Here is a 25,624-nt window from a genome sequence, read left to right on the forward strand (position 1 = left end):
GACCATGATCTATATTACACGCCGCGAGCGATTTAATGCGGCTCATAAATTGTTCCGTGAGGACTGGAGTGACGAAAAGAATTTGGAAACTTTCGGGAAATGTTCCAATCCAAATTGGCACGGACATAACTACGAATTATTTGTTACCGTAAAGGGAGAAATTAACCCGGAAACTGGTTTTGTGGTAGACCTTAAAGAACTTAAGGCTATTATAACTACGTATGTCACCAACGAGCTCGATCACAAGAATATTAATCTTGATGTAAGCTTTATGAAGGGCAAATTGGCGTCTACAGAAATACTTGCGGTAACAATATTTGAAAGGCTTAAACCTTATATCGAAGAACAGGGAGCCCAGCTGCATAGTGTTAAACTGTTTGAAACGGAAAACAATTCTGTCGAATATTTCGGGTAATAAGCTAAATACATGGACCAGGAACAAGACTACAATGAAGAGCAGATCGACGGGTACGTTAAAATCGACCGTTACGATCAGGCCAAAATTGACCGGATCGCCTCGCACTACCAAGCCATTTTAGAAGACCTTGGTGAGGATCCATCCCGTGAAGGGCTTTTAAAAACCCCGGAGCGAGTTGCTAAGGCACTTCAATACCTAACACACGGATACGACTCTAAGCCGGAAGAAATTCTCCGTTCGGCTATGTTCAGGGAAGATTACAGCCAAATGGTCGTTGTAAAAGACATTGAAGTGTTTTCCATGTGTGAGCACCATATGCTACCCTTTTTTGGTAAGGCTCATATCGCATATATTCCTAATGGCCAGATTGTTGGATTGAGCAAACTCCCAAGGGTTGTCGATTCGTTTGCCCGGCGCCTACAAGTTCAGGAGCGGCTTACTAATGAAATACGGGACTGCATCCAGGATACCTTAAAACCTTCAGGTGTAGCAGTCGTCATCGAGTGTAAACACTTATGTATGTCGATGAGAGGAGTACAAAAGCAAAACTCAGTGACAACAACATCTGCATTTACAGGCGAGTTTGCAAAGGAAACCACTCGCAGTGAGTTTTTAAGGCTAATCGCATCTAATCTTAGCTAATCATAAATATACCATATGAAATCATATCTGTTTCCGGGTCAGGGTGCCCAATTTGTAGGGATGGGAAAGGATCTTTACGATCATTCAGAGAAAGCAAGAAATCTGTTTGAAAAGGCTAATGAAATCCTCGGATTCAGAATTACCGATATAATGTTCAACGGAACAGAAGAGGATCTTAAGCAAACAAAGGTTACCCAGCCGGCTATTTTCCTGCATTCCGTTATCCTGGCGAAAGAGCTGGGGAATGATTTCCAGCCTGACATGGTTGCCGGACATTCACTGGGCGAATTTTCAGCTCTGGTATCCGCGGAAGCGATAAGCTTTGAGGACGGTTTACGACTCGTCAGTGCTCGGGCAAACGCCATGCAAAAGGCATGTGAGATCAGGCCTTCTACCATGGCAGCGATATTGGGTCTGGATGATTACACCGTCGAAGATATCTGCCAGCGAATCAGCGATATTGTGGTTCCGGCAAACTACAATTGTCCCGGACAGCTCGTTATCTCAGGAACAATTGAAGGTGTTGACAAAGCATGTGAATTGCTGACGGAAGCTGGTGCCAAGCGGGCATTGAAATTAAATGTTGGCGGGGCTTTCCATTCGCCGCTTATGGAGTCCGCACGTGTAGAACTTCAGGCTGCTATAGAAGCCACCGATATAAAGGAACCTATTTGCCCAATTTATCAAAACATTGACGCCAAGTCATACAAAGATGTTGCTAGCATAAAACATAATCTGACAGCGCAATTAACCGGAGCTGTTCGATGGACTCAAATTGTGGAAAAAATGCTTGAAAATGGAGCTACTTCCTTTACTGAAGTGGGGCCAGGAAATGTACTGCAAGGCCTTGTGAAAAAGGTTAACCGTACAGTGGAAACGAGTAGTGCTTCACTGGCATGAACCTTTAATATAATTTCATAGGCACAGTGTTTGCACTCGGCCTCTTTCATTTTACTAAAACTATCGTCGTTGAGCGGGAATTTTAAGATCAGGTTATTGCTGTTAATGCTGGCCATTGGCTTTGCATCAACTGCGCTAACTATTGGACTAACAATTAACCAGCAGGAAGTTCTTCAGCTCGACGGACAGAAGATCGAACGCAACCTTCAAAAGAAAGAGCAATTCGTAAAAAACTTTCTTAATAACCCAGCATACCTTGACTCACTCCGGAATATTACCCGCAACGAGTCTTGGTCTCAGTATGTAATTTCCGATGTAAATGAGACGCGGAATATTTATGTCCAAACATTCGAAAAGGGGAAGTTGAAATTTTGGAGTGGGATAAAGATTGTTCTGGAGAGCGATAGTCTGTTAAAAAAAGGAAGTACGTTTATCACCTGGGAAAATGGATATTATGAGGCAATCAAGAAATCATCCGGTGATTTCTCAGTAGTATGTTTCATACCGATAATGTCGAGGTATCCTTATCAAAACGAGTATCTGAGAAACGAGTTTCACGCGGATCTTACCACAGCGAACAACCTGAATATTGCCAGTTTATCTGACAGGGAAGTTTTTAATATACGCAATATCGAGGGCAAATACCTTTTTTCTGTAAAGATAAACCCAGACGTTGACAACCTGTTTTACTCCACCCTCGAATTGTGGATGTGGCTGTTGTCAATGCTATTCCTGTTAATTTTTGTCACTCATTTCGCCATTTCAATAGCTAATAAAGGTAAAGTTTGGTTTGCAGTGTTGTTGTTAGCGGGTTTTGTAATTGTGTTACGCTTGCTGGATCTGGAATTCAGGTGGCTTGCAGATAATTTCGGAGTTGATATTTTCAATCCGCGGCACTATGCGTCAAGTTACTTTCTTCCATCCATTGGCGAATTCCTGATAAATGTCTTGTGCTTCACCTGGATTCTAGCGTTTATTCACTCCTACCGTTTCCAGCTCCTGCATTCGGAAAAGAAACTCACAAAGCTGGTAAGCTACATTGTATTTATTATTACAGGATCGATTGTTTGCGCAACCGGGGTTATTACCAATGATCTTTTTTACGGCCTGGTCACCAATTCCAATATCAGCTTTGATGTTACTAATGTTCTAAACTCGAACTGGCTTAGCTGGCTGGGTATCATTATTTTCTGCTTTTCAATTCTGAATCTATACCTTATTATTGATTCGGCACTTGCCCTGTCTGATTCCCTTTTATTAAATAATAAGGAGCGCATTTTAATTTTCATGGGCGGTTTATTCCTGGTATTCATTTATCGGGTTTTCTTTTCTGATTTCACAGTCTTCTTCTTACTCTTCGCGATGATCCTCCTGGTGTCGGGATGGGCATATTATAGATATAATCAGAAGTTCAATCCGGGGTCTTTTATACTTTGTCTCCTCATCTTTGCAGTTATTGGTTCCCTGAAACTTTCAAAATTTCAGTTTACGAAAGAGCGGGAGAGCCGTAAACTGTTGGCTGCAAAACTGGAATCGGCAGGCGACCCAAATGCCGTATTGCTATTTTATAATATCGAAAAAGAGATACTTGAAGACAGGTTCGTGATCGACTTCTTTAAAAACCCCCTGGCGAGTCATGCGGCTTTACATAATCGTTTGGTCAAGCTTTATATCGCTGGTTATTTGTCGAGATATGATTTTGCGGCATTTGAATATGATGTAAGGGGCATGGCTTTTAAAGGTGATGACGGTATGGCTTTGGCCAGCTTTAAAAATCTCGTCCTCAAAGGCTCAGTAAAAGTCTCCGAATATTTTTACAGAAAAAATAACACGTTTGGCTTTCAGCATTATTTTGCCCTGTTACCTATTCGGGATAGTACAAATGTATTAGGAACCCTTGTGCTCCAGCTGACATCCAAGCGTCTAGACCAGATGGGGGCCTTTCCTGAATTGCTGGTTGATGGAAAGATTAAGGAAGATATTGAATTAAGAGACTATTCTTATGCTTATTACAATGATGGTCTTCTTTTAAACCAGCATGGTAAATATGTTTATAACCTTAAGAATTATAATTTCAAGGGAAAGATCAAAGACTTTGTATTTGTAGACAACGTTGACAATGGAAAGAGCTATAACCATTTAATTTATAAACCCAATGAGCGGAAGCTTATCGTTATAAGCAGGGAAGTAAGCGATTTATTGAATCAACTTGCTTCGGCGTCCTTTATTTTTTTGGTTCTATTGTTCTTTGCGATGCTGGTTTATCTGCTCCACTGGCTTTGGTACAGCGTGCAGAATTATGATATCAGCTTCCGGAATTTTCGCTGGCATTTTCTGATCTCTACAAACAGGATGTTGTATAAAACCCGGATACAATTCTCTATGGTGGCCGCGGTTGTTCTTACCTTGCTTATCACGGGGATCATTACCTATTATAACATCAGTCAGCAATATCGCGAGCAGCAGGACCAGACCATTCTTAATAAAATAACCAAGATCTCATTGGATTTCAGTAAACAGTTATCAGACAATGATATCCTTACAAGAAATGACCAGGCCAATCTTGCATTTAATACTTATGCCGAGGTTAACGGAGCAGACCTTAATCTTTTCGATCTGAAAGGTAACCTAATCCATTCGACGCAACCTAAGATCTATGAGAATGGATTAATTGCCCGGAAGATGAATTCCTTATCCTATTTATTTCTGAATCGATTCCAAAAATCAGAATATATAAATACGGAGCGCATCGGCGACCTTTCCTATCTCGCAGCTTATGTTCCGCTAAAAAACAATAAAAATGAACCGATAGCCTATCTCGGATTGCCTTATTTCTCTAATGAAAAAGATTACGAAGAAAGAATAGGGGTATTTCTGAACGCTTTAATAAGTATTTATGCCCTTGTGTTTGTGGCAATTGGTTTCTTCGCTGTGTTCGTTGCCAACCGGATTACAAGCCCGCTGACAATGGTTCAGAAAAGCCTGAGCGAAACGAAGATCGGGCGCAAGAATGAACCCATTTTGTGGAAGCGGAACGATGAGATCGGGAATCTCATTAAAGAATATAATATCATGATAGCGGCATTGGAAGAGAGTACGCTTAAGCTTGCCCGATCTGAAAGAGAAACCGCATGGCGGGAGATGGCAAAGCAGGTTGCTCACGAAATTAAAAACCCGCTAACACCGCTAAAACTTGGGGTCCAATTGCTTGATAAGTCATGGAAGGAAAAGGATCCAAAATTCGATGCAAAATTTGAAAAGTTTAGTAAATCCTTTATTGAACAGATAGAGAGCCTGTCCAGAATAGCATCTGAATTCTCCAACTTTGCGAAGATGCCTGAAGTTATTCTGGAAAGCATCGATCTTAAAAAAATTATTGCCCAGTCTATCGAACTTTACAGGCAATCTGATCACACTACAATTACTATAGAGGATAACTGTGACCGCGATGTTTTTGTGAAAGCTGACCGGGACCAGTTATTGAGATGCTTCCATAACCTTATTAAAAATGCTATAGAAGCTCGTCAGGAAAATATACCAAGCTTAATCGAGATTTTAATTTATTGCAAAGAGCGTAATGTTCTTGTAGAAATACACGATAACGGATCGGGCATCCCTGAAACCTTAGGACAAAGCATATTTACGCCCAATTTTACCACGAAAAGTTCGGGTACCGGGCTCGGCCTTGCCTTTGTTAAACAAGCCATTGAAAACATCGACGGCAGTATCAGTTTCAATACGATTCCAGGCACTGGCACTACATTCTTTATAAGGATCCCGATGGTAAAAAATGAGGTTTGAATAAAATGAATATGAAAACATACAACAATATCAGCTTTGTATATGATCGTGACCAGTCCAGTTTAGTGTTTATTGACGATTCCTTTTGCGGCTTATTAAAAAAGGGCCGTGATCAAATCGAACCGGAGACGATGCTGTCGTATATTCACTCTGATGATATTGATTATTTGAGTGAGAAATACAGCGAGCTTACCGGAAATTCGTTAATAGACGATGTGGAGTTTCGAATTATAATAGATGGGGAACATTTATGGGTTAAAGCAACTCCTTTTCTTATCAAAACAGATCAGGAGAATTTGATCGTTGTAAAAGTTATGGATATAACAGCTGAACGAAACAGCATCGAGAATATCAGCAAATACGCAAACAAAAAGAATTCAATTCTTAATATGTTAGCTCATGATCTTCGGGGACCGCTTGTTATTGCTAATTCGCTTACAAAGGCCATCAATAGCAAGGTTAATGATCCAGCGCTGATTAAACTGACCAAGTCAATATCCGGTATCCTGGATCAGTCTGTCAACCTTATAGTGAACCTTGTCAATCGTGAATTATTAGATGCTGTCAATGTGGAATTATCACTTGAAAGAGTAGATATTGCATTGAAGGTTGACGAGTACATAGAAGAGTGTAAAAGATCAGATTTGGCTACTGATCGAGAATTTCGTTTCACAACTTCCCGGGATAGTATTTACCTGGAAGTCGACGAAGCAAAGTTCATGCAGATTATGAACAACCTTGTGGGAAATGCCTTAAAATTCACCCACCCCGGTGCGTTGATTACTATGGATATCAAAGACCGGGAAGATTCGGTAATATTTTCTCTTTCCGACACAGGTATTGGTATCCCGAATGAATTACAGAATAGTATTTTCGACAAATTCACCAAAGCCAGGAGAACCGGGTTAAATGGGGAACTTACGACCGGCCTCGGCCTTTCAATAGTTAAAATGATTATCGAATGGCACAAGGGCAGAATTTGGTTTGAAAGTCAGGAAGGTGTTGGAACTACCTTCTTCTTTGAAATTCCAAAAGGAAAAAATGAAATCGAAGCCAAGTAACATTTTCCCATCCTTTTACACTTTTGAGCGGCTTTTCATCATCTGATTATTCTAACCCTTCGGCCGTCACACTTTTCTCTTACCCGCCATTAATTACCAGATGTCCGTTTGTAGGTTTTAGAGGGTTTTCTGAGATGATTTTTTTGAAAGTTGAAAGCGCCTTAGCCACTACCTGGTCCATATTATAATATTTATAGCTGGCCAGCCGTCCCACGAAATACATATCTTCCTAATTTAGCTGAACACACGCTCAACCTACTTATAGACGAGGAAAAGGGAATCTGGCACCTGGCAAATGATTGCACCATAAGTTGGGCAGACTTCGCATTATGCCATAGGTGTCCGGTGAGTGAAGGGATTGCCGTATCTAAACAAAATCAATCAGCATATTAATACGGGATTTAAGTCATTTGAAAACAGAAGGACGTCATTGATTGTAATTACAAACAGGTCTTGTCTATCTAAAGACCCCCCGTTTAGTTTATAGCAATAGTTATTTACCCAGTGAAGCGATGAAGAACAAATTAGCCAACCATGAGAAGACTGCTCCTAATGAAAAAGGAGAGGCGATGAAAGATTCGATGACGGAATCAACAATCAATAACGACAATGAAAAATTGCCGGCAGCTGAGGAATATACCGACGAAAACGGAGAGCTCGATGCGGAAGCTTTCAAAAAATCTTACCAGGAAGACGCGAAGATCATTAAGGATGATCATGCGAGAAACTGATTGTTAAACTGAGAGTTGACAATTGACAGCGAGCTTTCCCCGACAGCTTTCCTACACTTTCAAATCCCACTATTAGGGCTAAGTCTAAGCGTTGCGGCTAACTCTCCGGAGAATGTATCGGGATTCGATTTATCGTCAACTGAAAAATACGTTTTATTTATCCGCGACCTCCATGTAAGGCTGCTGGCCGGCGGGTACCATTATACTATCCGGGAGATCCATCCTCCACACAAATAAGAAATTGCTTTAATAAATCCAGCTATATGGAAATCGTACAATTAAAAGTAATGCGCGGCCCAAATTATTGGTCGGTAGATCATCCCAAGCTAATCATTTTAAAAATCCGTCCTGCATCAGAAGAGCAGTATGATATCTCAGCTCTCATTGTGAAAATGGGTTTGATGGAGCCTTCATTTGAAATCCTGGCTGGTACCCAATCTGTCGGCGAAATTATTTGCCAGACTGCACTGATCTTGCAAAGGATGGGAGGTATGGAAAATACCTTTTTTCAAATCCCGGAAGATAAAGATTGTGTCTTGTTTTCGTATTCAGTTGAAAAAGCGGGGGTTCAGGCTGCCCATATGGCTGTCGCTTTGATAAATAGTATTGTGGCCGGCGAGGAATTTGACCTCCCAAAAGGGATTGAAGACTTACATCGGATCAGGAAACGTGAAAGTATGGGTCCCAGCACCCAAGCAATCGCGGACGAAGCGAAGAAGCGAAATATTCCGGTTGTGCGTTTTAACCTTTCTTCGCTTACCTATTTGGGCCAAGGCAGGAACCAGCAACTTTTCCAGGCAGCGGTAGCAGGTACTACCAGCTCAATAGCGTGCGGCCTGGCTCAAGACAAGAACCTTACGAAAACCATTCTAAAACGAGGGGGAATTTCCATTCCAGAAGGCGTAGTGGTGTCCAAAGAGCTGGAACTGAAAGGGGCCCTCGAAAAGCTGGGTTATCCTCTAGCGATTAAGCCATTGAATGGTAATCATGGGAGAGGCATTACGACCAACATTTCTAATCAGGCCGATGCGCTTGCTGCATTTAAAACCGCTTAGCAAATATCCAGGAATGTAATCATCGAAAGGCACGTTGAAGGTCTTGACCATCGCTTTCTTGTAATTAATTACAAACTTGTGGCAGTAGCAAGACGAACGCCCGCTTGTGTTACCGGAGACGGTGTTTCCACCATACGCGAGTTGGTAGATGAAACGAACAAAGACCCGGGGCGGGGTGAAGGTCACGAAAATTCGTTAACGAAAATCACTATTGATGATCTAAGCATTAAATTGCTTCATGAAGAATTCCTTACACCTGAGTCCATCGTGGAGGCAGGACGTGTCGTTCCCCTGAAAAGCACCGCGAACTTGTCGACGGGGGGCACAGCCGATGACGTTACTGATGAAGTTCATCCTGATAATATTTTTCTCGCGGAACGAATAGCGCGTTTAATGCACCTCGACATCTGCGGCATTGATATAATGACTAAAGATGTTACGCAACCGATAACAAATAAAAATGGGGCAGTTGTCGAAGTAAATGCCGGTCCCGGACTTCGTATGCATATCGCCCCGTCCGCAGGTAAGCCACGTAATGTAGCTGCCCCAATTGTAGATATGCTTTTCCCAGATGGTTCTTCTGGCCGAATTCCACTCGTTGCAGTAACTGGTACTAACGGCAAGACTACAACCACACGACTTATCGCCCATCTGGCAAGTCATGCTGGTTTTACGCCAGGATTTACGACGACCGATGGAATTTATATCGACGGTCAGCTTGTCGAAGCTGGGGACTGCAGCGGGCCGCGTAGTGCGGCACTGGTTTTGGCTGATCCCATTGTCGATTTTGCCGTGCTGGAATGTGCCCGTGGCGGGATCCTTCGCTCGGGACTGGGATTCGATAAATGTAATGTAAGTGTGGTAACCAATATATCTGAAGATCATCTGGGTATTGATGGAATTGATACGATTGAAGGACTGGCGCGCGTCAAGGCAGTTGTTCCAAAATGCACTTTTGATTCGGGATATTCGATTTTAAATGCCGACGACGATCTGGTTTTCAAAATGCGGGAAGGACTCAGCTGTAATATTGCTTTATTCAGCCTTGATGCATGCAACCCAAGGATTCTCAAGCATATTAGTGATGGTAGTATTGCTGCCTATGTGGACCAGGGTGGTTTTTACCTTTCCGTTGGGGGCGAGAAGCAACTTGTGGCAAGCATTGACGAAGTGCCGCTTACGTTCAAAGGAAATGCTGAATGCATGATTAAAAATGTTATGCCCGCCATCCTTGCAGCATTTGTTTCAGATATACCCGTTTCTGTAATTCGGCAGGGCTTACTTTCTTTTATTCCATCGGCCGACAGCACTCCAGGAAGAATGAACAATTTCGAGTTTTCAAATTTCAATGTGCTCTTGGATTACGCCCATAACGAAGATGGCATGTTGCAGATACAAAAGTACGCGGAAAATGTCCAGGCCTCAAAAAAGGTGGGCATAATTGCAGCTGCTGGCGATAGAAGGCCAGAAGATATAAGTATCATTGGCAAAATTGCTGCAGAAACCTTTGACGAACTGATCATTCGGCATGACAAAGACGGGAGGGGTCGGACTAACGAAGAAATAACCAGCCTTTTGCTTGAGGGTATCTCGCAGGTAGATGATGAAATACCGGTTAAAATAATATCGAAAGAAATAGAAGCTGCTGAATTTGCTATTCGGCATGCAGAAACTGGGTCATGGATATTTATCAACACGGAACAGGTCCATAAGACATCATCCTTTCTGAAGGAATTACACCGGTTGGAAATGGATGAAGCTTAAAGAACCCCCGGGTTGTGAGGTTTACCAGTTTAAAAAAGAATTTACCCGTATCAAACCTGATTTTTCTATCCAGGTCATATAAGCCAAGTGAATTTACATTGCCTGCATCATTCCTTAAGGCCGAATCCCAGTCAACCTAGACAGTAAGGCTGTACCAGGTAAATCCGTGGATCGGGACAGTGATTTTTTTCTTTGATAAGCCACATTCATTTCGAATTGATCGGAAGACTAAAATGAAATGTTGATCCTACTCCCACTTCACTTTCAACCCAAATCTTCCCTGTATGTTGTTTAACTATTTCAGCGCACAGATACAAGCCAATTCCAAATCCGGAAATATGCTTGATTAGATCAGTTTCGACCCGATAATAACGGTCGAAAATTTTCTCCAGATTCTCTGTTTTAATTCCCATTCCTTTATCCGACACGCTGACCTGCACATAATCGTGATTATTTTTGCATTCAATCCGAATATGACTATCGGCGGGGGAATATTTTATGGCGTTGCTGATAAAATTTGTGATCACTGAACTAATTTTATCCCGATCTGCATATACAGTTAGTGTACCGCATGTTTGAATTTCCACAAGGTGCGAATTCGTACTTAACTTGCTTTCTTCAACCATTTCATAAATTAACTCATTGAGGACGAAGTTTTCTCGGTTTAGGTAAATTTTGCCAGACTCCAGACGTGAAATATTTAAAAACCCATTAATTAAACTCGTCATTTTTAATATCTGCCCATGGGCGGTCTTAAGACCGTTAACGATAAAGAAGTCTTCGCTTTCCTTGAATTTGTTGCTGAGCAACTGGACTATGACTGATAATGACGTGAGCGGAGTTTTTAGCTCGTGACTAACCATCCCAATAAAATCATTTTTTCGAATCTCGTCGGATTTCTGTTCAGTTATATCCAATACAGCTCCCAGAAAACGTATCGGTCTGTCCTCTATGTTAAAATAGGCCTTCCCCTTTGCCCTTACCCACCGAGTTTTCTGATCTTCCACACCTATCGTGCGATACTCCACATCGTAATCGCCGTTGCTCACCGCTTTGTTTAATACCTGACCTATAACTTTCAGGACCCTTTCCTTATCGTCCGGGTGAAGGCCTTTTACAAAATCTCGCTCATAGGTGACGGCGTCATGGTGTTTGATTCCAAACAAAGTTCTGCAACGGTCATTCCACTTCATGGTTCCTTTGATCAAGTCCATATCAAAGGTTCCCAGCTCGGCTGCTTCAAGTGAAAGCTGAAGCGTGTCGCGGGTAGTTTCCAGGTTTTTTCTTATCTGAACCAAGTCAGTCACTTCGAAAACTATTACAATAATTCCGATGATATTATCATCTTGATGCCTGGGTTGATAAATAAAATTGAAGTATCTCTCCTCGATCTCCCCATCCGCCTGTCTGGCCAGCGGAACCAGCAACTCTTTGCCTTCAAATCCTTCGTCATTTTGGTAAACATCTTTTAAGATATCCCAGACAGGGGAATTTTTAAATTCAGGCAGAGCTTCTAGTACAGGCTTACCCAATAGATCACGACCCGGAAATAATTGCTGATAAGAGGGATTTACAAATTCGTACGTATAATCGTCGCCACTTAAAATGCAAATGCCGACAGGAGCTTGCATGAAAATAGTATTTAGACGATCAAGTTGATTTTCTGCTGCAATTCTTGCCTGTTGAATATCTTCCGCGGCTTTTTTTAGATTCTTGTGAGCAACTACTTTTTCGGTAGTCTCATGGCAAATCACCAATACACCGCCGGGATTACCGGACTCGTCTATTACACTACTGTAGCTAAATGTCCAATAAACGTCTTCCATCTGATTATTCCGGTATATCGGAATTAACTGATCTTCGCACCAGATAGACTCTCCACCCTCCATAACCTGATCAATTAAGGGTTTGATAGTAGGCCAGATTTCCGGCCAGCAATCCTTACCGCGTTGCCCCAGGGCGTGCGGATGTTTGCTCATATTCCCCATGCTAGGGCGATAAGCGTCATTATAAAACTGTATAAGCTCCGGACCCCACCACAAAAACATCGGAAATTTGGAACGGAGGATAATACTTACCGTTGTAAGTAGACTCGGCGGCCAGCTTTGGGGATCACCTAATATATTGGTACACCAATCAAACGAACGTGTAAGGTGTCCCATTTCACCCCCGCCTTTAAAATACGTCTTATAGGACCCTGATTGCATTTGTGTCATGAAAACCGATGTTAAATAGATTAACTGGGACACGCCTAGCATGGACCATATCTATCAATTTGCAAATTCTGTCGTCAATACAGTTTAACTGTTGCCACGGGACATGCGGTTAGACTTTATTTGTGCTTTCATGCACTTGGCTCAGGGAATTCTGTGTGGTTAGCAGTTATATTGCTTTTAATTAATGACTTAACAATGCAATTTCGAAAATTGTTTGAAAATCCATCAAGCCGGGGGAAAACAAAAAAGAAGCCTCTCCAAATGAGACTACTTTAATGAGGCTTTCTGTTGTTTATGCCTTTTTAACCTTTTCTGATCTGGTGTTTCTCATACTAAAATAAAGAATAGCACCTGCTACTGCAGCGGTTGTTAATACATTCTTTACCACCTCTTTTTTGTTATATTTCCATTCAGCAGCCCAACCCCGTTCCGCCAGAAAGTTGGGAAAATATCCATCTTTTAGATCTTCAATAATTCCTTCTACCACGTTAACCCGATCCGCAAATAGAAGCGGGAGCCAATGCGTGTATTCGTTCTCGCTATGTTTAAATGCATAGAGTCGGATTGCCCCCGCTAAGGCCCGAAGGGGGGCTGGTGGTACCAAACACAGCACTAACCGAGGGCCTCTCATTCGAATGGAGGATCTCGACACTTTCTTTCTGTTGTTCCGGACGCTCCCAGTTTATCCGGTTATGGTCATCTCCGGTATAGTTTTTCATAGGGCAGGTGGTTCGTTATTATCGTCGGCGTCTATTCCCCAGCCCTTTATATGCGAATAATCATTTTCTTTAATTTCCATGGTGTGATTTATTTACCTGCGTTAGGTGGTATAAGAACAGTTTTAATACAGTTATCGCGCTTCGCTGAGGAGATATGGTAGGCTTCCGCGACTTCTTCAAGGGGTATCCGGTGGGTAATTATCCCCTTAGGGTTAATCCTTCCTGCCTGAACGTGCTCGATCAATCGGGGCAAGAGGCGTTTCACCGATGCCTGATTAGCCCTGATGGTTATTCCCTTGTTGACCACATTTCCAATAGGGATTAGGTTGTCGGTTGGTCCGTACACACCCACTACTGACACGATGCCACCTTTCTTAACCGAGTTAATCGCCCAATGCAGAGCGGTAGCAGATCCTGCCTGAAGCATTAGTTTTCTTCCCGTGGTGGTCTGGAAGGCATTTCCGGCGGCCTCACAGCCCACCGCGTCTATACATACATCTGACGGCAGTTGCCATAGAATTAGATTCATGACAATTTCCAAACAACCCTTGTTTGCAAAAAGCACATTTTCCGCAGGATATATTAAACGGTACCATGACATTGTCGCCAGGCTTCACTTTGGTTACCGCGGTGCCCACTTCTTCAATAACCCCTATGAACTCATGTCCAAAGGTGCTTCCCACCCGTGTATCAGGCACTAATCCATGATATAAGTGCAGGTCGGAACCGCAGATACATGAGCGGGTAACCCGCACAATTGCATCTTCGGGATGCAAAATTTCCGGGTAGGGTTTTTGGGTCGTTCTTATTCTGAACGGACCTATGTAATTCATCGCTAACATTTTACTCCTTTCATTTAATCAGAACCTAACTGGCTCTGAAGGTATTGATAGAGTAACATGGCTGGAAGGATCTGGGTTTGTGGGCTAATATTTGATTTGGTGGTAGTAAATACGTGATTCCTCCCTACAGATCCCGAGTCTACGGATTTTAGTCTGTTCCGGTCGTTCTGCGACCCCTACCAGCAGCCAAATTTTGCCGTCGAATTTAAATACACCAGGATTTAACAGACAGGCTATTTGAGGCCCACTGCTACTTGGTGTAAGATCAGATGGAGATAAAATCGGATTTTCAGGAAAGAGCCTGGCTAAGTCTTTCATACTTTCAGAACGCCAAACAGACTACGCTGTTTTATCAATTATTGTAAAACGCCTCACGACCAACAGAATAAGGTTGCAGGTATTTTTTAATAAGCTGCCTTGCAACGTGTATTCTTGTTTTAACTGTTCCAATTGGAATCGCAAGATGTTCCGCAATTTCATAATATCGATAGCCTTCGAAATACATGGTGAAGGGCACAAGGTAGGTATCCGGCAATTTTTTCAGTGCTTTTTGCAGGTCATCCATTACAAACTTCGGCTCGGCTTCATTTCTGGTTGAACTGTACATTAGGTTAGCAGATGATATTTCGTCTGCCTTCACTACGAAGGAACTCATCCTCACGAACTTCCTATAGTTATTGATAAACGTGTTTTTCATGATCACATACAGCCAGCCCTTGATATTGGTACCCTCTTTAAATTTGGTGTAATAGGTAATCGCTTTGAGCATGGTATCTTGAACAAGGTCGTTCGCATCGTCAGCGTCATGTGTAAAGTGCAAAGCATACATTTTAAGAGAGTTCCGATGATCGGTAAGCATGGAGTTAAAGTCGAGCGTTTTCATAGAAAGTGTGGTTAGATAAAAACTTGGTTTCGTAGTGCAAACAAAACATCAAAGTATGTGCCCTATTAGCTAAAAACGCAGTAAATGCGTAGTTTCCGTAGGGTTTTCCCGCAAAATCAGGTAAAAACTGAAAGCATTGCGATTAATCCCGTTTACTTATTTAGTGCAGGTGATTAAAATTCCGAACGGCAATTCGGACATCTTATCTGAATAAATTCGGGTTAATATTTACCAAACCATTTTTAAATGCCCGATGTTGGCCTATTAGGTTATAGCATTAATCGGGCTGGCATTTAATCCGGATTCAAACATTTGTAATTATGGGAACACCTAGAATAATTCCAAAACAAGAGCATGGCGCAAGCACTGATACATTATCAAAAATCAAACTGGACAGTATCGAGGAGGCTTTATGGAAGTTTGAAATAGTTAAAGACCGACTGATGGATGTTTCCAAATGGCATGAGCTAAGTGGAGATATCCTGGCCAGGTTCCAGCTCATTGATGCAACTGGAACCGAAATATCCGGACGTGCTAAAGAGGGTGATTATATAAGGATTAATATACCCGGCCCTGGTAATAAGTCTGGTAAGGGTTACGATTGGGTGCGTATTGAGAAGATTAAAAGTATTTCTGATGAGGCAGAATCCTTAGAGTTTGTGGCGATTAAGGTTAGGCCTTGTCCAAGCCCGGTAAATGAAGAAATGCTGCCTTCCCTTTTTCATTTAATCCAAACCAGGTGCAAGCCGTTCCGGATCTACATAACCATCATTCGGCGCAGTTATCTTGCTCAGATTATACCTGATACTGTTGCCTTCTTTGTTCCCTTTCAGTAGTCCTTTCTCATATAGGCTGAAAAGGTATTGCTTGATAAATTTAATAGTGACTTCCTTGATGTTAGGTTCAAATTCGCGTATTTTTTCAAACACTTCGTCCCCATTCGCTTCGCCCAAGCTTGCTAGGGCGAAAATAGCGCGGTTTTCCAGTGAGTCGTTAAGTTCATAGGAAGCGGGAATCTGTATCGGTTTATATTCGTCTCTGAAATCCTTATCTGATAATGTCATATTAAATGTTTTGTCAGCGTTAATATACGAATGGTGCTAAATCATGTTATGTGATTAAACAATGCAAATAATGCCTTATCTTAAAGTCACCTCACCTTTGCCCATGGTATGGCCATCAGCATAAAGCACTACCGTATATGTTCCTTTCTGAAATTCAGCCGGGTTTGCCCAATCAATAGAATATGATTTGCCGTCGTTTGCAAATTCAATAGCGGTCTTATAGGTGTACTGAAGCTCTTCGTCATCGGCTGTAAACATACCACCGGTACTTGAAACAATCAGGTTGCCGCTAGGGTCTACTATCCGGAAGAAAATGTCGTGAAGGCCTTTTTCTGCAATAGAATTATTTACAACAGAGAAATTGATCCTTATTTTCTCTGCGGTACTTGCCCGGGTAACTCCGTTTTCTTTCCCATTGTTTCTTATTTCAAATGCGCTGACAGATACGTTACCAGTCTTAAGTGCAGCTGCCACCTGAACTTTGGTATTAAGCTCTTGATTCACCCTCTCCAGGTCACTGGCTTTGGAGCTCACTGAATCTACAGCAGTTTTTAATTCGTCTCTTTCTGTAATAAGCGTTATGTTTTGTTTTCTAAGCACATCAATATCTGCAGTGTATTTTGTTACGAAATAGCGAAGCTGTTTGATATCCTCCTTAGCCTTTTCCAGCTGTCCCTGGGTTAGTTGACCTTTCCTCAATGCTACCCGTAGTTCCTGAATCTTCGCTCTTGCAAGTGACTGTTCGTTCTCCAGTTGTTCAGAAAGCTTCAGTTTATCCGTTGACGCGTTATCAAGCTCGGCTTCTATTTTATCAATTTCAGTCTGCATGCTTGTTTTTTCATCACTGATAGTTACTATGCGATCACTTGCTTTTTTGTCTTTAAAGAAGAGGTAAGCATTTGTTCCCAACAGAGCCATGATTACTATGATTAAGAAATAGATTTTATTGGAATCCTTGCGGATAGGCTGATCCTGATTTTGGTTCTCCATGTTCAATTGTCCGATTTTAATTATTTAAATGCCCATGTGAAATTGCTACTCTTAAACTTCTGCAATAGCCAATTTATTGTTTTGAATAAACACGAAGTTAACAATCCTGAATTGATTGTCATTATTCCGGACAGTTAAAATTCCACTAGCCCTGGTGAAAATACAAGAAATATGGACTCCCCGGTATACTTATAATTTTGAAGAAACGTTCTATTCCAATAGTTAGATAATTATCTTTGCCATTCAAATTCTGGTCAATTCTATGATTTCAAAGCAGTTTCTCCTCTTTTTTTTCCTTTGCAGCTTCTCAATATCGGTACATTCTCAAATTAATTCTACGCCGAAACGCGAGTTCAGGGGAGCGTGGGTAGCTACGGTAGCTAATATTGACTGGCCTTCTAAACCAGGCTTGAGTACCCAGGTTCAAAAAGCCGAGTTGATACGCATCCTTGATGATCATCAAAAAACCGGGATAAATGCCATTATGTTCCAGATTCGTCCCGCAGCAGATGCATTTTACGGTAAAGGCAGGGAGATGTGGAGCCGGTACCTAAATGGAGTACAAGGCCAGGCACCGGCACCGTATTACGATCCCTTAGAGTTTGCATTAACCGAAGCTCATAAAAGGGGAATGGAGTTACATGCATGGTTTAATCCTTACAGGGCAACTTTTAGCTTGGTTGATTCTCATACAAGTCCGAAACATATCACCAAGCAAAAGCCAGGCTGGTTCTTTACTTACGGCGGGAAGAAACTCTTTAATCCCGGTCTGCCTGAGGTTAGAAGCTACATTGTTCAGGTTGTCATGGATGTGGTGAAAAACTACGATATCGACGGTGTGCATTTCGACGATTACTTCTATCCATATCCGGAAGCGAATCGGGCAATACCCGATGGGGAGGCATTTTATAGGTATGGTGCGGGATTCAAGAATGTGGAAGATTGGCGAAGAAATAATGTAGACACATTAATTCATGTGCTTTCCGATAGCATCCATGCCGCAAAAAAACATGTTAAATTCGGTATTAGCCCTTTTGGTATCTGGCGGAATCGCAGCCAGGACCCGAATGGTTCTATAAGTAATGGGTTTGATGGTTACGGGAAGCTGTATGCCGATGCACGCAAATGGGTGCAGGAGGGATGGTTAGATTATATTAATCCACAAATTTATTTCCCCTTTGGATATGCAGTGGCACCTTACGAGAAACTTGTAGACTGGTGGACAGATAACTCTTTTGGAAAACACGTTTATATAGGACAGGGAGTTTACCGATCAATGGAAAATCGCCCGGGCTGGAGCGACCGGAGGCAAATACCCAATCAAATCCGGTACTTAAGAAAGAATCCGAATGCGCAGGGAAGCGTTTTCTTTAGTTCAAAATCAGTTACCAACAATATGGCGGGAGTTAAGGATTCATTACGAAATAATTTTTATCGCTATCCGGCCTTGCAACCTCAAATGTTATGGCTGGATGTTGTTTCTCCCAATCCGCCTTATGAGCTTACTGCTAAAGCGATGAGTCAGGGCGTCGAGCTAAACTGGAAAGAAGGTACCATTTCTGAGGATAAAGAAAAAGCGTATGGCTATGTGGTTTACCGGTTTCCAAAAGGAAGGAACATTAATATTGACAACCCAGCCAATATTATCAATATCAGCTTTGACGCCAAACAAACTACTTTTACAGATAGAGACGTAAGCGCGAACAATAGTTATATATATGTGGTAACGACCATTGATCGTCTAAAGAACGAAAGCTCCGTTTCAAATGTGGCTGAGGCTAGAATGTTGCAATAAAAAAAGCCCCGAATCGAAAGATCCGGGGCTTTTTTAGAAATATGATTACTTCATTTCAGGAAGTAAAACCATCCGTATTAAGTTATTACCACTCAGGTAGGTATTAGCTGCTGTTTTCAGAGCGGCCGGAGTAAGTTCTTTCAATGAATCTAAATAAGTCAATACCTGCTTAGGATCTTCATCGTTTTGAAGCTGATTGTTAAGATAGCTTAGCCAGAATCCATTATCCTTTAACTGGGTTTCAGTGGTGCGCGTCTCTTCAGCTATAAATTTATCCAGATCCACTGGCTGGGCACCATTCTGTTTGATCTTATTGATTTCGTCCAGGGTTGAGTTAATCAATTTTTCAACATTCTCAGGGGCACTTCCAAAAGTGATAGTCATCGTATATCGCCCTTGAGCCATTTTTGAATAAGATGCCCGTGCACCTACGCCATATACACCCCCTTCATCTTCGCGAAGACGTTCAATAAGTTTGATTGATAAAACTTCTGCCAGGGCATCAAGCTGATTGTTATTCTTTTCGTTATAGTTGTAATCGCCGCTAAACACTAATCTTACATTTGCTTTCGGCTCCTTGCCTTTGTAAACTTTCTTATCGATTTTGCCGGCCGGGATTTTAATTCCCAGATCTCTCGCGCTTTCCATCCTGTTAGTAGAAGGAAGGGACCCTAAATACTTTTCAAACATCGGCTTGATTTTCTCAGGCTCAAAGTTACCCACGAAAGTAAAAGTGAAATCACTTGCATCGGCAAAGCGGTCTTTATAGATATCGAAAGCCCGGTCAAGGTCGATCTGCTCCACCTTTTGAATGGATGGACCCGTGCGTCGGACATTATAGCTACTTAAAATTGCAGCCACCGAATCAGCAAACACACTATTTGGATCATTCTCGCGGTTTGCCAGGCTTCCCTTGGTTTGGGCGATAAGGCCTTTAAAAATTTCGGCGTCCTTACGAGGCTGGGTGAAGTATAAATAGGTAAGTTGAAGTGCCGTTTCGAGATCCTTAGGAGCGGCTGTTCCAGAAATGCCTTCAAAGCGCTCGCCGATATAAGGGCTCACCGAAACTATCTTACCACTAAGCATTTTCGGAAGCTGAACCGAATTAAAATCAGCAATGCCTCCGCTTCGAACGACAGCAGTTGCCGAGCTAGCCGACTGATAATCGGCGTCGCTGTAAAGTGAACTACCTCCGGGACTAAATGCCATAAAATTAATCTCATCATTTTTGAAATCAGTAGGCTTAAGTATCACCCGTACGCCATTGCTTAACTCGTACTCTGTAATCCCCAGTTCATTAATTTTCTTTTCTGATGTTACTTTTCCGCCCGAAAGGTTAGCGGAAAGTAAAGGTTTATCAGAAACCTGATCAACGAATGCGGTCACATTTTCCTGGTTAACGTTGCTGATCCATCCGTTTACGGTTGCCTCATTTGGTAAATTAGCTTTATCTTTCTCCGGACCCATAATGATGACGTCCCGGTTCAGGTCAGTAATATATTTTTTAGACAACAGATTTACGTCCTGAAGGGTAATGCCGGGAGTAAACGTCGTAGCAAGTTCATGTTCGTAGGCAATGCCCGGACTGGCTTCCTGCTCGAGGAAATTCCGGACATACTCGTTAACCAGCTGATCAGAAGAGGTTTTATCCTTTTCTTTGAGTGCAGTTTCCATATTGGTTAAATACGAAGCTTTCGCCCGATCAAGCTCGGTTTGCGTAAATCCAAATCTTTTCAGCCTTTCGGTTTCGGTTAATACGGCTTTAAATCCCCGTTCTAATTCGCCCGGTTTTGCTACTACAAATGCATTGTAAACATCTAATCCTGCTAGAAAGCCCCCTATGTTAGCACCTGCTTGTAAGAATGGGGGATTAGCCTGTTTGCTAAGTTCTCCAAAGCGTGCAGCCACCATTTGGTTAAACAACGATCTTACAATACTATTCCTGTAATCTGTTTTAGTAATGAGCTTCGATTCCGGGTGTTTAATAAGAATTTGTGCTACCGTCACCGGAAACTCATTATCGGTAACAACCATAAACTGGTTCTTATTAATCAATGGGATCGTGTAATTCGTACGAGGTCTTGGTTTAGCCGGATTTTTAAGATCAGAGAATTTGGCTTTTATCATAGCCTCCATTGCATTCACGTCAATGTCGCCTACAACAATTAAAGCCTGCATATTTGGCCTGTACCAGTCCTTATAAAACTGCTGAAGCGTTGCATGGCTGAAATTCTTCAGTACATCTTCCGTCCCGATAGGTAAGCGGTTAGAATATCTCGAATTATTGAATATCATCGGAAGGTACTTATCCTGCAGTCTCTGCTGAGCACCTTTTCCTAATCGTTTTTCTTCAATCACCACACCTCTTTCTTTGTCTATCTCAGCAGGGTCAAGTGTAGCATCCTGTGCCCAATCGCGCATGATCTGCATTCCGTTCTTGAGAACTTCCGGGTCATCAGAGGGGATAGGGAGCTGATACACCGTTTCGTCGAAACTGGTATAAGCATTAAGATCGGCACCAAACCTTACTCCGGTTTTTTGAAGGTAGTTCACCAGGTCATTCTTTGGAAAGTTTTTAGTTCCGTTAAAGCCCATGTGCTCCATGAAATGTGCAAGACCCTGCTGATCTTCGTTTTCAAGGATAGACCCAACCTTATTGGCCAGATAGAGTTGGACCCGGTTTTCTGGTTTAGCATTTTTGCGGATATAATAGGTGAAACCGTTGGGAAGCTTCCCTATTCTAATTGCCGGATCCAGAGGTATTGTCTCGGAGGATTTGGTTTGTGCAGATTTAGTGGTAGTTTGAGCATTTACAATGCCCATTACCGAAATCAATATCGCGAAGCTGCTGATATAGACTTTTAAGATTTTATTCATAAGATTGAGTTAGTTATATTAAAACTAAACTTTTATAATTATTTTTTTATTGTACATCCACCAAAGAATTACCAGCCAAATCAATATGAAAGTTACCGCACCGGCAAGTGATGCATTAACTGGCGAAAAGTACGGGGTGAAAAAGGTCTGATACATCCATTCACGGGAACCAGCGCTTGATCCATCGGGCATCTCAACCTGGATCATATTTAAGATGCGGGGTATAAGTCCTGATAAGAAGAAAACAGTTATTGCATTAACACCATACACAACAAATGGGGTAGTACCTTTCCTATATCCCTGAACATCGATTATCCAGTAGGATAAAGCTAAACCAAGTGTTGCAAGTCCGCCGGTATACAATACGAAGGAGCTGGTCCAGAGCGCCTTATTGATTGGAAAAAACAAGTCCCAAATCAAGCCGAGGATCACAGAGATAAGTCCGATTGAAAACATCCAGGAGATTTTTTCAGCATCGGGCTTGTCTTTTCTCTTAAGCCATGAGCCGATTAATACGCCAAATAAACCAGTAGCTATGGCAGGCATAGTGCTCAGTATCCCTTCAGGATCCCAGGTTCTGGCAGAGCGCCACAAATGCGCTTCCGTAAGTATGGTACGGTCCAGCCAGGCGCCAAGATTGGTTTCTTTTTCAAGATTAGCGTATCCCACTCCCGGCACCGGGATAAATGTCATAAGGATCCAATATCCCACTAAAAGGACTATGAATATTCTTAGCTGCGTCTTCCCCGTTGTTTTAATAAATATCACCGCGGCAACGAAAAACACCACTGCGATCCTTTGAAGTACACCGGGTATGCGGACTGTTTTAAGAGCTTCAAGAGGCTCAGTGAACACCCGGGGGAAAAGAGAGAGGAATAGGCCCAGCCCAAATAATATCAAAGCTCTTTTTAAAGCAGTTACAATTAATGTAGAATGCTTTACATGGTCTTTTTTCGATCCAAGTGCGAAACTTATAGAAACACCCACAATAAAAAGGAAAAACGGAAAAATAAGATCAGTAGGGGTGCATCCATGCCATTCAGCATGTTGAAGCGGATCATAAATATGGCTCCAGCTACCCGGGTTATTTACCAGGATCATAGCGGCCACTGTTAGTCCTCTGAAAACGTCCAGGGAAAGTAGTCTGGGTGGTGAAGTTTGTAATATTGGAGGTTTCGCCATTTGATTTAGTTAATTGAGTACTAAATCTGCATTTTTTTTAGCGAATAAAAAAGGCGGGGGAAAAAATATATCACTCCCGACGCCCTTAATGGCATCAGGAGTGATATATTTTCATTTATTTACTAGAAATTCCAGCGCACAAAGGCTTCCATAGCTTCGTATTCAGCAAGACCTAATCTATCGTATGATTTAGCTGTTTCACGGGTACGATCTTCTGCGCGGACCCAGAATTCCCGTGCATCATCGCCAGGGAAAACCGGACGATCTTTTTGAGATTGATGTTTGAATATCGCAAAACGCTTACGTTCAACTTCCTGTGGGGAAAGCGGTACAGCCATCTGTATTTCATGAGTTTCAAACTCATGCCATGCACCACGATACATCCATAACCAGCAGTCTTTAATCCACTCTTCGTTTTTTAGTCGGTTAAGTGCTTGTACTATAATATCAAAGCAAACTTTATGGGTGCCATGAGGATCGGCAAAATCTCCGGCAGCAAAAATTTGATGTGGCTGAATTTTCTGAAGAAGCTCCATGGTAATCTTTATGTCGTCTTCATATTCTGGCTTACGCTCAGTCTTACCACGGTCATAAAAAGGAAGCGCCATAAAATGAATATGATCATCCGGCAAGCCTGCAAATCGGGCACCGCTGATCGCTTCACCCTTGCGTATCAAACCTTTTAGAGTCTGAATTTCATGCGTATCAGCCTGATTAGGCTGCTTGGTTTCAAGAAAGGCACGCATTGAAACGTACAGGTCGTCTAATTTCTGCGTATCCATACTGATAGCCTTACTAAAATCGCGTGCGAATTCAACAAAGCGTAAAGCGTCATCATCCCAAACGGCGGTGTTTCCGGACGTCTGATAGGCAACGTGTACATCATGACCCTGGTCAACAAGGCGAATAAATGTACCGCCCATTGAAATTACATCATCATCAGGATGGGGCGAAAAGATGATCACACGTTTCTTCTCAGGCTCGGCACGTTCCGGACGCTGTATATCATCCGCATTTGGTTTACCCCCCGGCCATCCGGTAATGGTATGCTGGATTTTATTAAAGATGTCGATATTGATATTATAAACCGGCCCCTTTTCAGTAGCCAGTTGAGCCATACCGTTATTATTATAGTCCTCTTCAGTAAGTTTCAAAATTGGCTTATCGAGGTGATTTGCAAGCCAGATAACCGCTTTTTTGATAAGAGCGCCATCCCAAACGCAATCTTTAACAAGCCACGGTGTGTTAAAACGAGTTAGGTCGGACGCTGCATCCTGATCAAGAACAAATTCTACGTTTTCTGAAAGCTGAAGGTATGTCGCCGGAACATCTGATGATATTTCACCCTCCACCGCTTTTTTGATAATTGAAGCTTTCTTGGTGTTCCATGCCATGAGGATGATCTCACGGGCTTTGAAGATAGTCCCAATACCCATGGTGATAGCTTTTGTAGGAACATTCTGTTTTCCTCCAAAATCCCGCGAAGCATCCCGTCGGGTAAGATCGTCGAGAGTTACAAGACGTGTACCTGAATTCGGGGCCGATCCAGGCTCATTAAAACCAATGTGGCCCGTACGACCAATTCCCAGAATCTGGAGGTCAAGTCCGCCCAGATCCGTTATTTTTTTCTCGTAATCAAGACAGAATGCTGGTATCTTTTCGATATGAAGAGTTCCGTCAGGGATATGGACATTTGCCATGTCGATATCAATATGATCGAATAGATTCTCTTTCATAAAGCTGACATAGCTCTGAGATGAGGTAGGCTTCATCGGAAAGTATTCATCAAGGTTAAAAGTGATGACATTTTTAAAGCTTACGTTTTCTTCTTTGTGTATACGAACGAGTTCTTTGTAGACTCCGATAGGGGTGACACCAGTAGCCAGACCAAGTACAGCATGCTGGCCATTTTTGCTCTTTTTCTGAATGAGGTCGGTAATTCGTCGAGCGACTTTTTTAGAGGCGGTGTCGGTGTCGGGATAAACGGTTACAGGTAGCTTTTCGAAACGGGTTTCTTCAAGTAGATTTAAACGAGCCATGAAGTATATTTAAAAGGTGAGAAGCAAATATAAAAAAATTAAACTTTGGTAGGACTGACTCTGTCAATGGGCTTTAAATAGGGTATTAGGGGTGGTGTATAACGGGATTTTAGAATATTCATGGGATTCCAAGCGTAAATAGCTTCTTTAAATAACTGATGTATGCTCTTCATATAAAGACAGACGCGAATCGGTGGGAACCAAATCAGTTATCAGATAATCAATTGTATTGAGAGAACACACTTTCATTTTTTTCACAGAGTTAAGTTTTTCTCCAATACACATAATTGCAACTCTGGCGGAAGAACTGATCATCGCTTTTTTAACTTGAAGTACTTCCCAATCAGAGTCGGTAATTCCCTCCTTAAGGTCTATCCCATTTGCACCGAGAAAGCAAAGATCGACACCAATTTCTGAAAGGTCTGCAATGGTTTTGGCTCCCATATTAACCTGTGCATTTTTATTGAGAGTTCCGCCTAAAAGAATTACAGTTAATAGATTTTTCTCTGCAAGTTCCAACGCTACCAAAGGGCTGATTGTGAAAAAGGTTGCTTCCAGGTCGTCAGGAACAAGCCTGGCCATTTCCAGCATTGTAGTTCCGCCTCCTGTGAGTACGGTCATTCCTTCTGAGATCAGACTTATCGC

23 protein-coding genes are annotated in these 25,624 nt (G+C 42.2%); 11 read left to right on the plus strand and 12 right to left on the minus strand.

Annotated features, from left to right (window positions below):
* Positions 1–4: 4 nt before the first annotated feature.
* From WBJ10_RS11160 to WBJ10_RS11180, 5 genes are all read left to right on the plus strand, one after another.
* On the plus strand, positions 5–415 hold the full coding sequence (locus WBJ10_RS11160) for a 6-pyruvoyl trahydropterin synthase family protein (protein ID WP_424290335.1): 411 nt from the start codon (positions 5–7) through the stop codon (positions 413–415).
* A gap of 12 nt (positions 416–427) precedes the next feature.
* Positions 428–1,060, plus strand: coding sequence for a GTP cyclohydrolase I FolE (gene folE, locus WBJ10_RS11165; RefSeq protein ID WP_424290292.1), 633 nt, complete (start codon positions 428–430; stop codon positions 1,058–1,060).
* A 15-nt stretch (positions 1,061–1,075) separates the two neighbouring features.
* Entirely contained in the window at positions 1,076–1,960 is an 885-nt protein-coding gene (gene fabD / locus WBJ10_RS11170) for an ACP S-malonyltransferase (RefSeq protein ID WP_424290294.1), read from the plus strand.
* 69 nt (positions 1,961–2,029) lie between these two features.
* Positions 2,030–5,761: an ATP-binding protein gene (locus tag WBJ10_RS11175; protein WP_424290296.1), complete on the plus strand. Its 3,732-nt coding sequence runs from the start codon at positions 2,030–2,032 to the stop codon at positions 5,759–5,761.
* Between the two features lie 11 nt (positions 5,762–5,772).
* Positions 5,773–6,822: a PAS domain-containing sensor histidine kinase gene (locus tag WBJ10_RS11180; protein ID WP_424290298.1), complete on the plus strand. Its 1,050-nt coding sequence runs from the start codon at positions 5,773–5,775 to the stop codon at positions 6,820–6,822.
* Between the two features lie 79 nt (positions 6,823–6,901).
* Here WBJ10_RS11180 and WBJ10_RS11185 read toward each other — a convergent pair whose 3' ends face one another.
* Positions 6,902–7,045: a hypothetical protein gene (locus tag WBJ10_RS11185; RefSeq protein ID WP_424290300.1), complete on the minus strand. Its 144-nt coding sequence runs from the start codon at positions 7,043–7,045 to the stop codon at positions 6,902–6,904.
* A gap of 289 nt (positions 7,046–7,334) precedes the next feature.
* Between WBJ10_RS11185 and WBJ10_RS11190 the strand changes: the two genes are divergently transcribed.
* The 4 genes from WBJ10_RS11190 (at position 7,335) to WBJ10_RS11205 (ending at position 10,372) form a co-directional block, all read left to right on the plus strand.
* Positions 7,335–7,553, plus strand: a complete 219-nt coding sequence (locus tag WBJ10_RS11190; RefSeq protein ID WP_424290302.1) for a hypothetical protein — start codon at positions 7,335–7,337, stop codon at positions 7,551–7,553.
* Between the two features lie 15 nt (positions 7,554–7,568).
* Entirely contained in the window at positions 7,569–7,790 is a 222-nt protein-coding gene (locus tag WBJ10_RS11195) for a hypothetical protein (protein WP_424290304.1), read from the plus strand.
* A 26-nt stretch (positions 7,791–7,816) separates the two neighbouring features.
* Positions 7,817–8,608 carry a hypothetical protein gene (locus WBJ10_RS11200; RefSeq protein WP_424290306.1) on the plus strand — a complete coding sequence of 264 codons (792 nt, stop codon included), beginning with the start codon at positions 7,817–7,819 and terminating at the stop codon, positions 8,606–8,608.
* A gap of 78 nt (positions 8,609–8,686) precedes the next feature.
* The gene (locus WBJ10_RS11205) at positions 8,687–10,372 is read left to right on the plus strand and encodes a Mur ligase family protein (protein ID WP_424290308.1); all 1,686 of its coding nucleotides are present in this window, start codon (positions 8,687–8,689) and stop codon (positions 10,370–10,372) included.
* 206 nt (positions 10,373–10,578) lie between these two features.
* Here the strand turns inward: WBJ10_RS11205 and WBJ10_RS11210 are convergent, their stop codons facing one another.
* From WBJ10_RS11210 to WBJ10_RS11235, 6 genes are all read right to left on the minus strand, one after another.
* Complete coding sequence (locus WBJ10_RS11210) at positions 10,579–12,588, minus strand: ATP-binding protein (protein ID WP_424290310.1); 2,010 nt, start codon at positions 12,586–12,588, stop codon at positions 10,579–10,581.
* Positions 12,589–12,880: 292 nt separating this feature from the next.
* Positions 12,881–13,075, minus strand: a complete 195-nt coding sequence (locus tag WBJ10_RS11215) for a hypothetical protein (protein ID WP_424290312.1) — start codon at positions 13,073–13,075, stop codon at positions 12,881–12,883.
* Positions 13,076–13,133: 58 nt separating this feature from the next.
* On the minus strand, positions 13,134–13,307 hold the full coding sequence (locus WBJ10_RS11220) for a hypothetical protein (RefSeq protein WP_424290314.1): 174 nt from the start codon (positions 13,305–13,307) through the stop codon (positions 13,134–13,136).
* A gap of 88 nt (positions 13,308–13,395) precedes the next feature.
* Entirely contained in the window at positions 13,396–13,836 is a 441-nt protein-coding gene (locus WBJ10_RS11225) for a hypothetical protein (protein WP_424290316.1), read from the minus strand.
* A complete protein-coding gene (locus WBJ10_RS11230) occupies positions 13,778–14,140 on the minus strand; it encodes an alcohol dehydrogenase catalytic domain-containing protein (RefSeq protein WP_424290318.1) in 363 nt (120 codons plus the stop codon). Before WBJ10_RS11230 ends, WBJ10_RS11225 begins: the two co-directional genes overlap by 59 nt.
* Positions 14,141–14,501: 361 nt before the next feature.
* On the minus strand, positions 14,502–15,032 hold the full coding sequence (locus WBJ10_RS11235) for an RNA polymerase sigma factor (RefSeq protein ID WP_424290320.1): 531 nt from the start codon (positions 15,030–15,032) through the stop codon (positions 14,502–14,504).
* Between the two features lie 320 nt (positions 15,033–15,352).
* Between WBJ10_RS11235 and WBJ10_RS11240 the strand changes: the two genes are divergently transcribed.
* Positions 15,353–15,868, plus strand: coding sequence for a hypothetical protein (locus WBJ10_RS11240; RefSeq protein ID WP_424290322.1), 516 nt, complete (start codon positions 15,353–15,355; stop codon positions 15,866–15,868).
* Between the two features lie 303 nt (positions 15,869–16,171).
* On the opposite strand, the gene WBJ10_RS11245 is transcribed toward WBJ10_RS11240, so the two are convergent.
* Positions 16,172–17,086 (minus strand): hypothetical protein, encoded by a 915-nt coding sequence (locus tag WBJ10_RS11245; protein WP_424290323.1) that lies wholly within the window; start codon positions 17,084–17,086, stop codon positions 16,172–16,174.
* 262 nt (positions 17,087–17,348) lie between these two features.
* On the opposite strand from WBJ10_RS11245, the gene WBJ10_RS11250 reads away from it, so the two are divergent.
* Positions 17,349–18,881 carry a glycoside hydrolase family 10 protein gene (locus WBJ10_RS11250; protein WP_424290325.1) on the plus strand — a complete coding sequence of 511 codons (1,533 nt, stop codon included), beginning with the start codon at positions 17,349–17,351 and terminating at the stop codon, positions 18,879–18,881.
* 45 nt (positions 18,882–18,926) lie between these two features.
* Here WBJ10_RS11250 and WBJ10_RS11255 read toward each other — a convergent pair whose 3' ends face one another.
* From WBJ10_RS11255 to WBJ10_RS11270, 4 genes are all read right to left on the minus strand, one after another.
* Positions 18,927–21,758 (minus strand): M16 family metallopeptidase, encoded by a 2,832-nt coding sequence (locus WBJ10_RS11255; protein WP_424290327.1) that lies wholly within the window; start codon positions 21,756–21,758, stop codon positions 18,927–18,929.
* Between the two features lie 24 nt (positions 21,759–21,782).
* Positions 21,783–22,940, minus strand: a complete 1,158-nt coding sequence (locus WBJ10_RS11260; protein ID WP_424290329.1) for an acyltransferase family protein — start codon at positions 22,938–22,940, stop codon at positions 21,783–21,785.
* 122 nt (positions 22,941–23,062) lie between these two features.
* On the minus strand, positions 23,063–24,979 hold the full coding sequence (nagB, locus tag WBJ10_RS11265) for a glucosamine-6-phosphate deaminase (RefSeq protein ID WP_424290331.1): 1,917 nt from the start codon (positions 24,977–24,979) through the stop codon (positions 23,063–23,065).
* A 147-nt stretch (positions 24,980–25,126) separates the two neighbouring features.
* On the minus strand, positions 25,127–25,624 hold a 498-nt coding region (locus tag WBJ10_RS11270), incomplete at its 5' end, for a DeoR/GlpR family DNA-binding transcription regulator (protein ID WP_424290333.1).

This window comes from Daejeonella sp. (genome assembly GCF_049655485.1).
GTDB lineage: Bacteria > Bacteroidota > Bacteroidia > Sphingobacteriales > Sphingobacteriaceae > Daejeonella.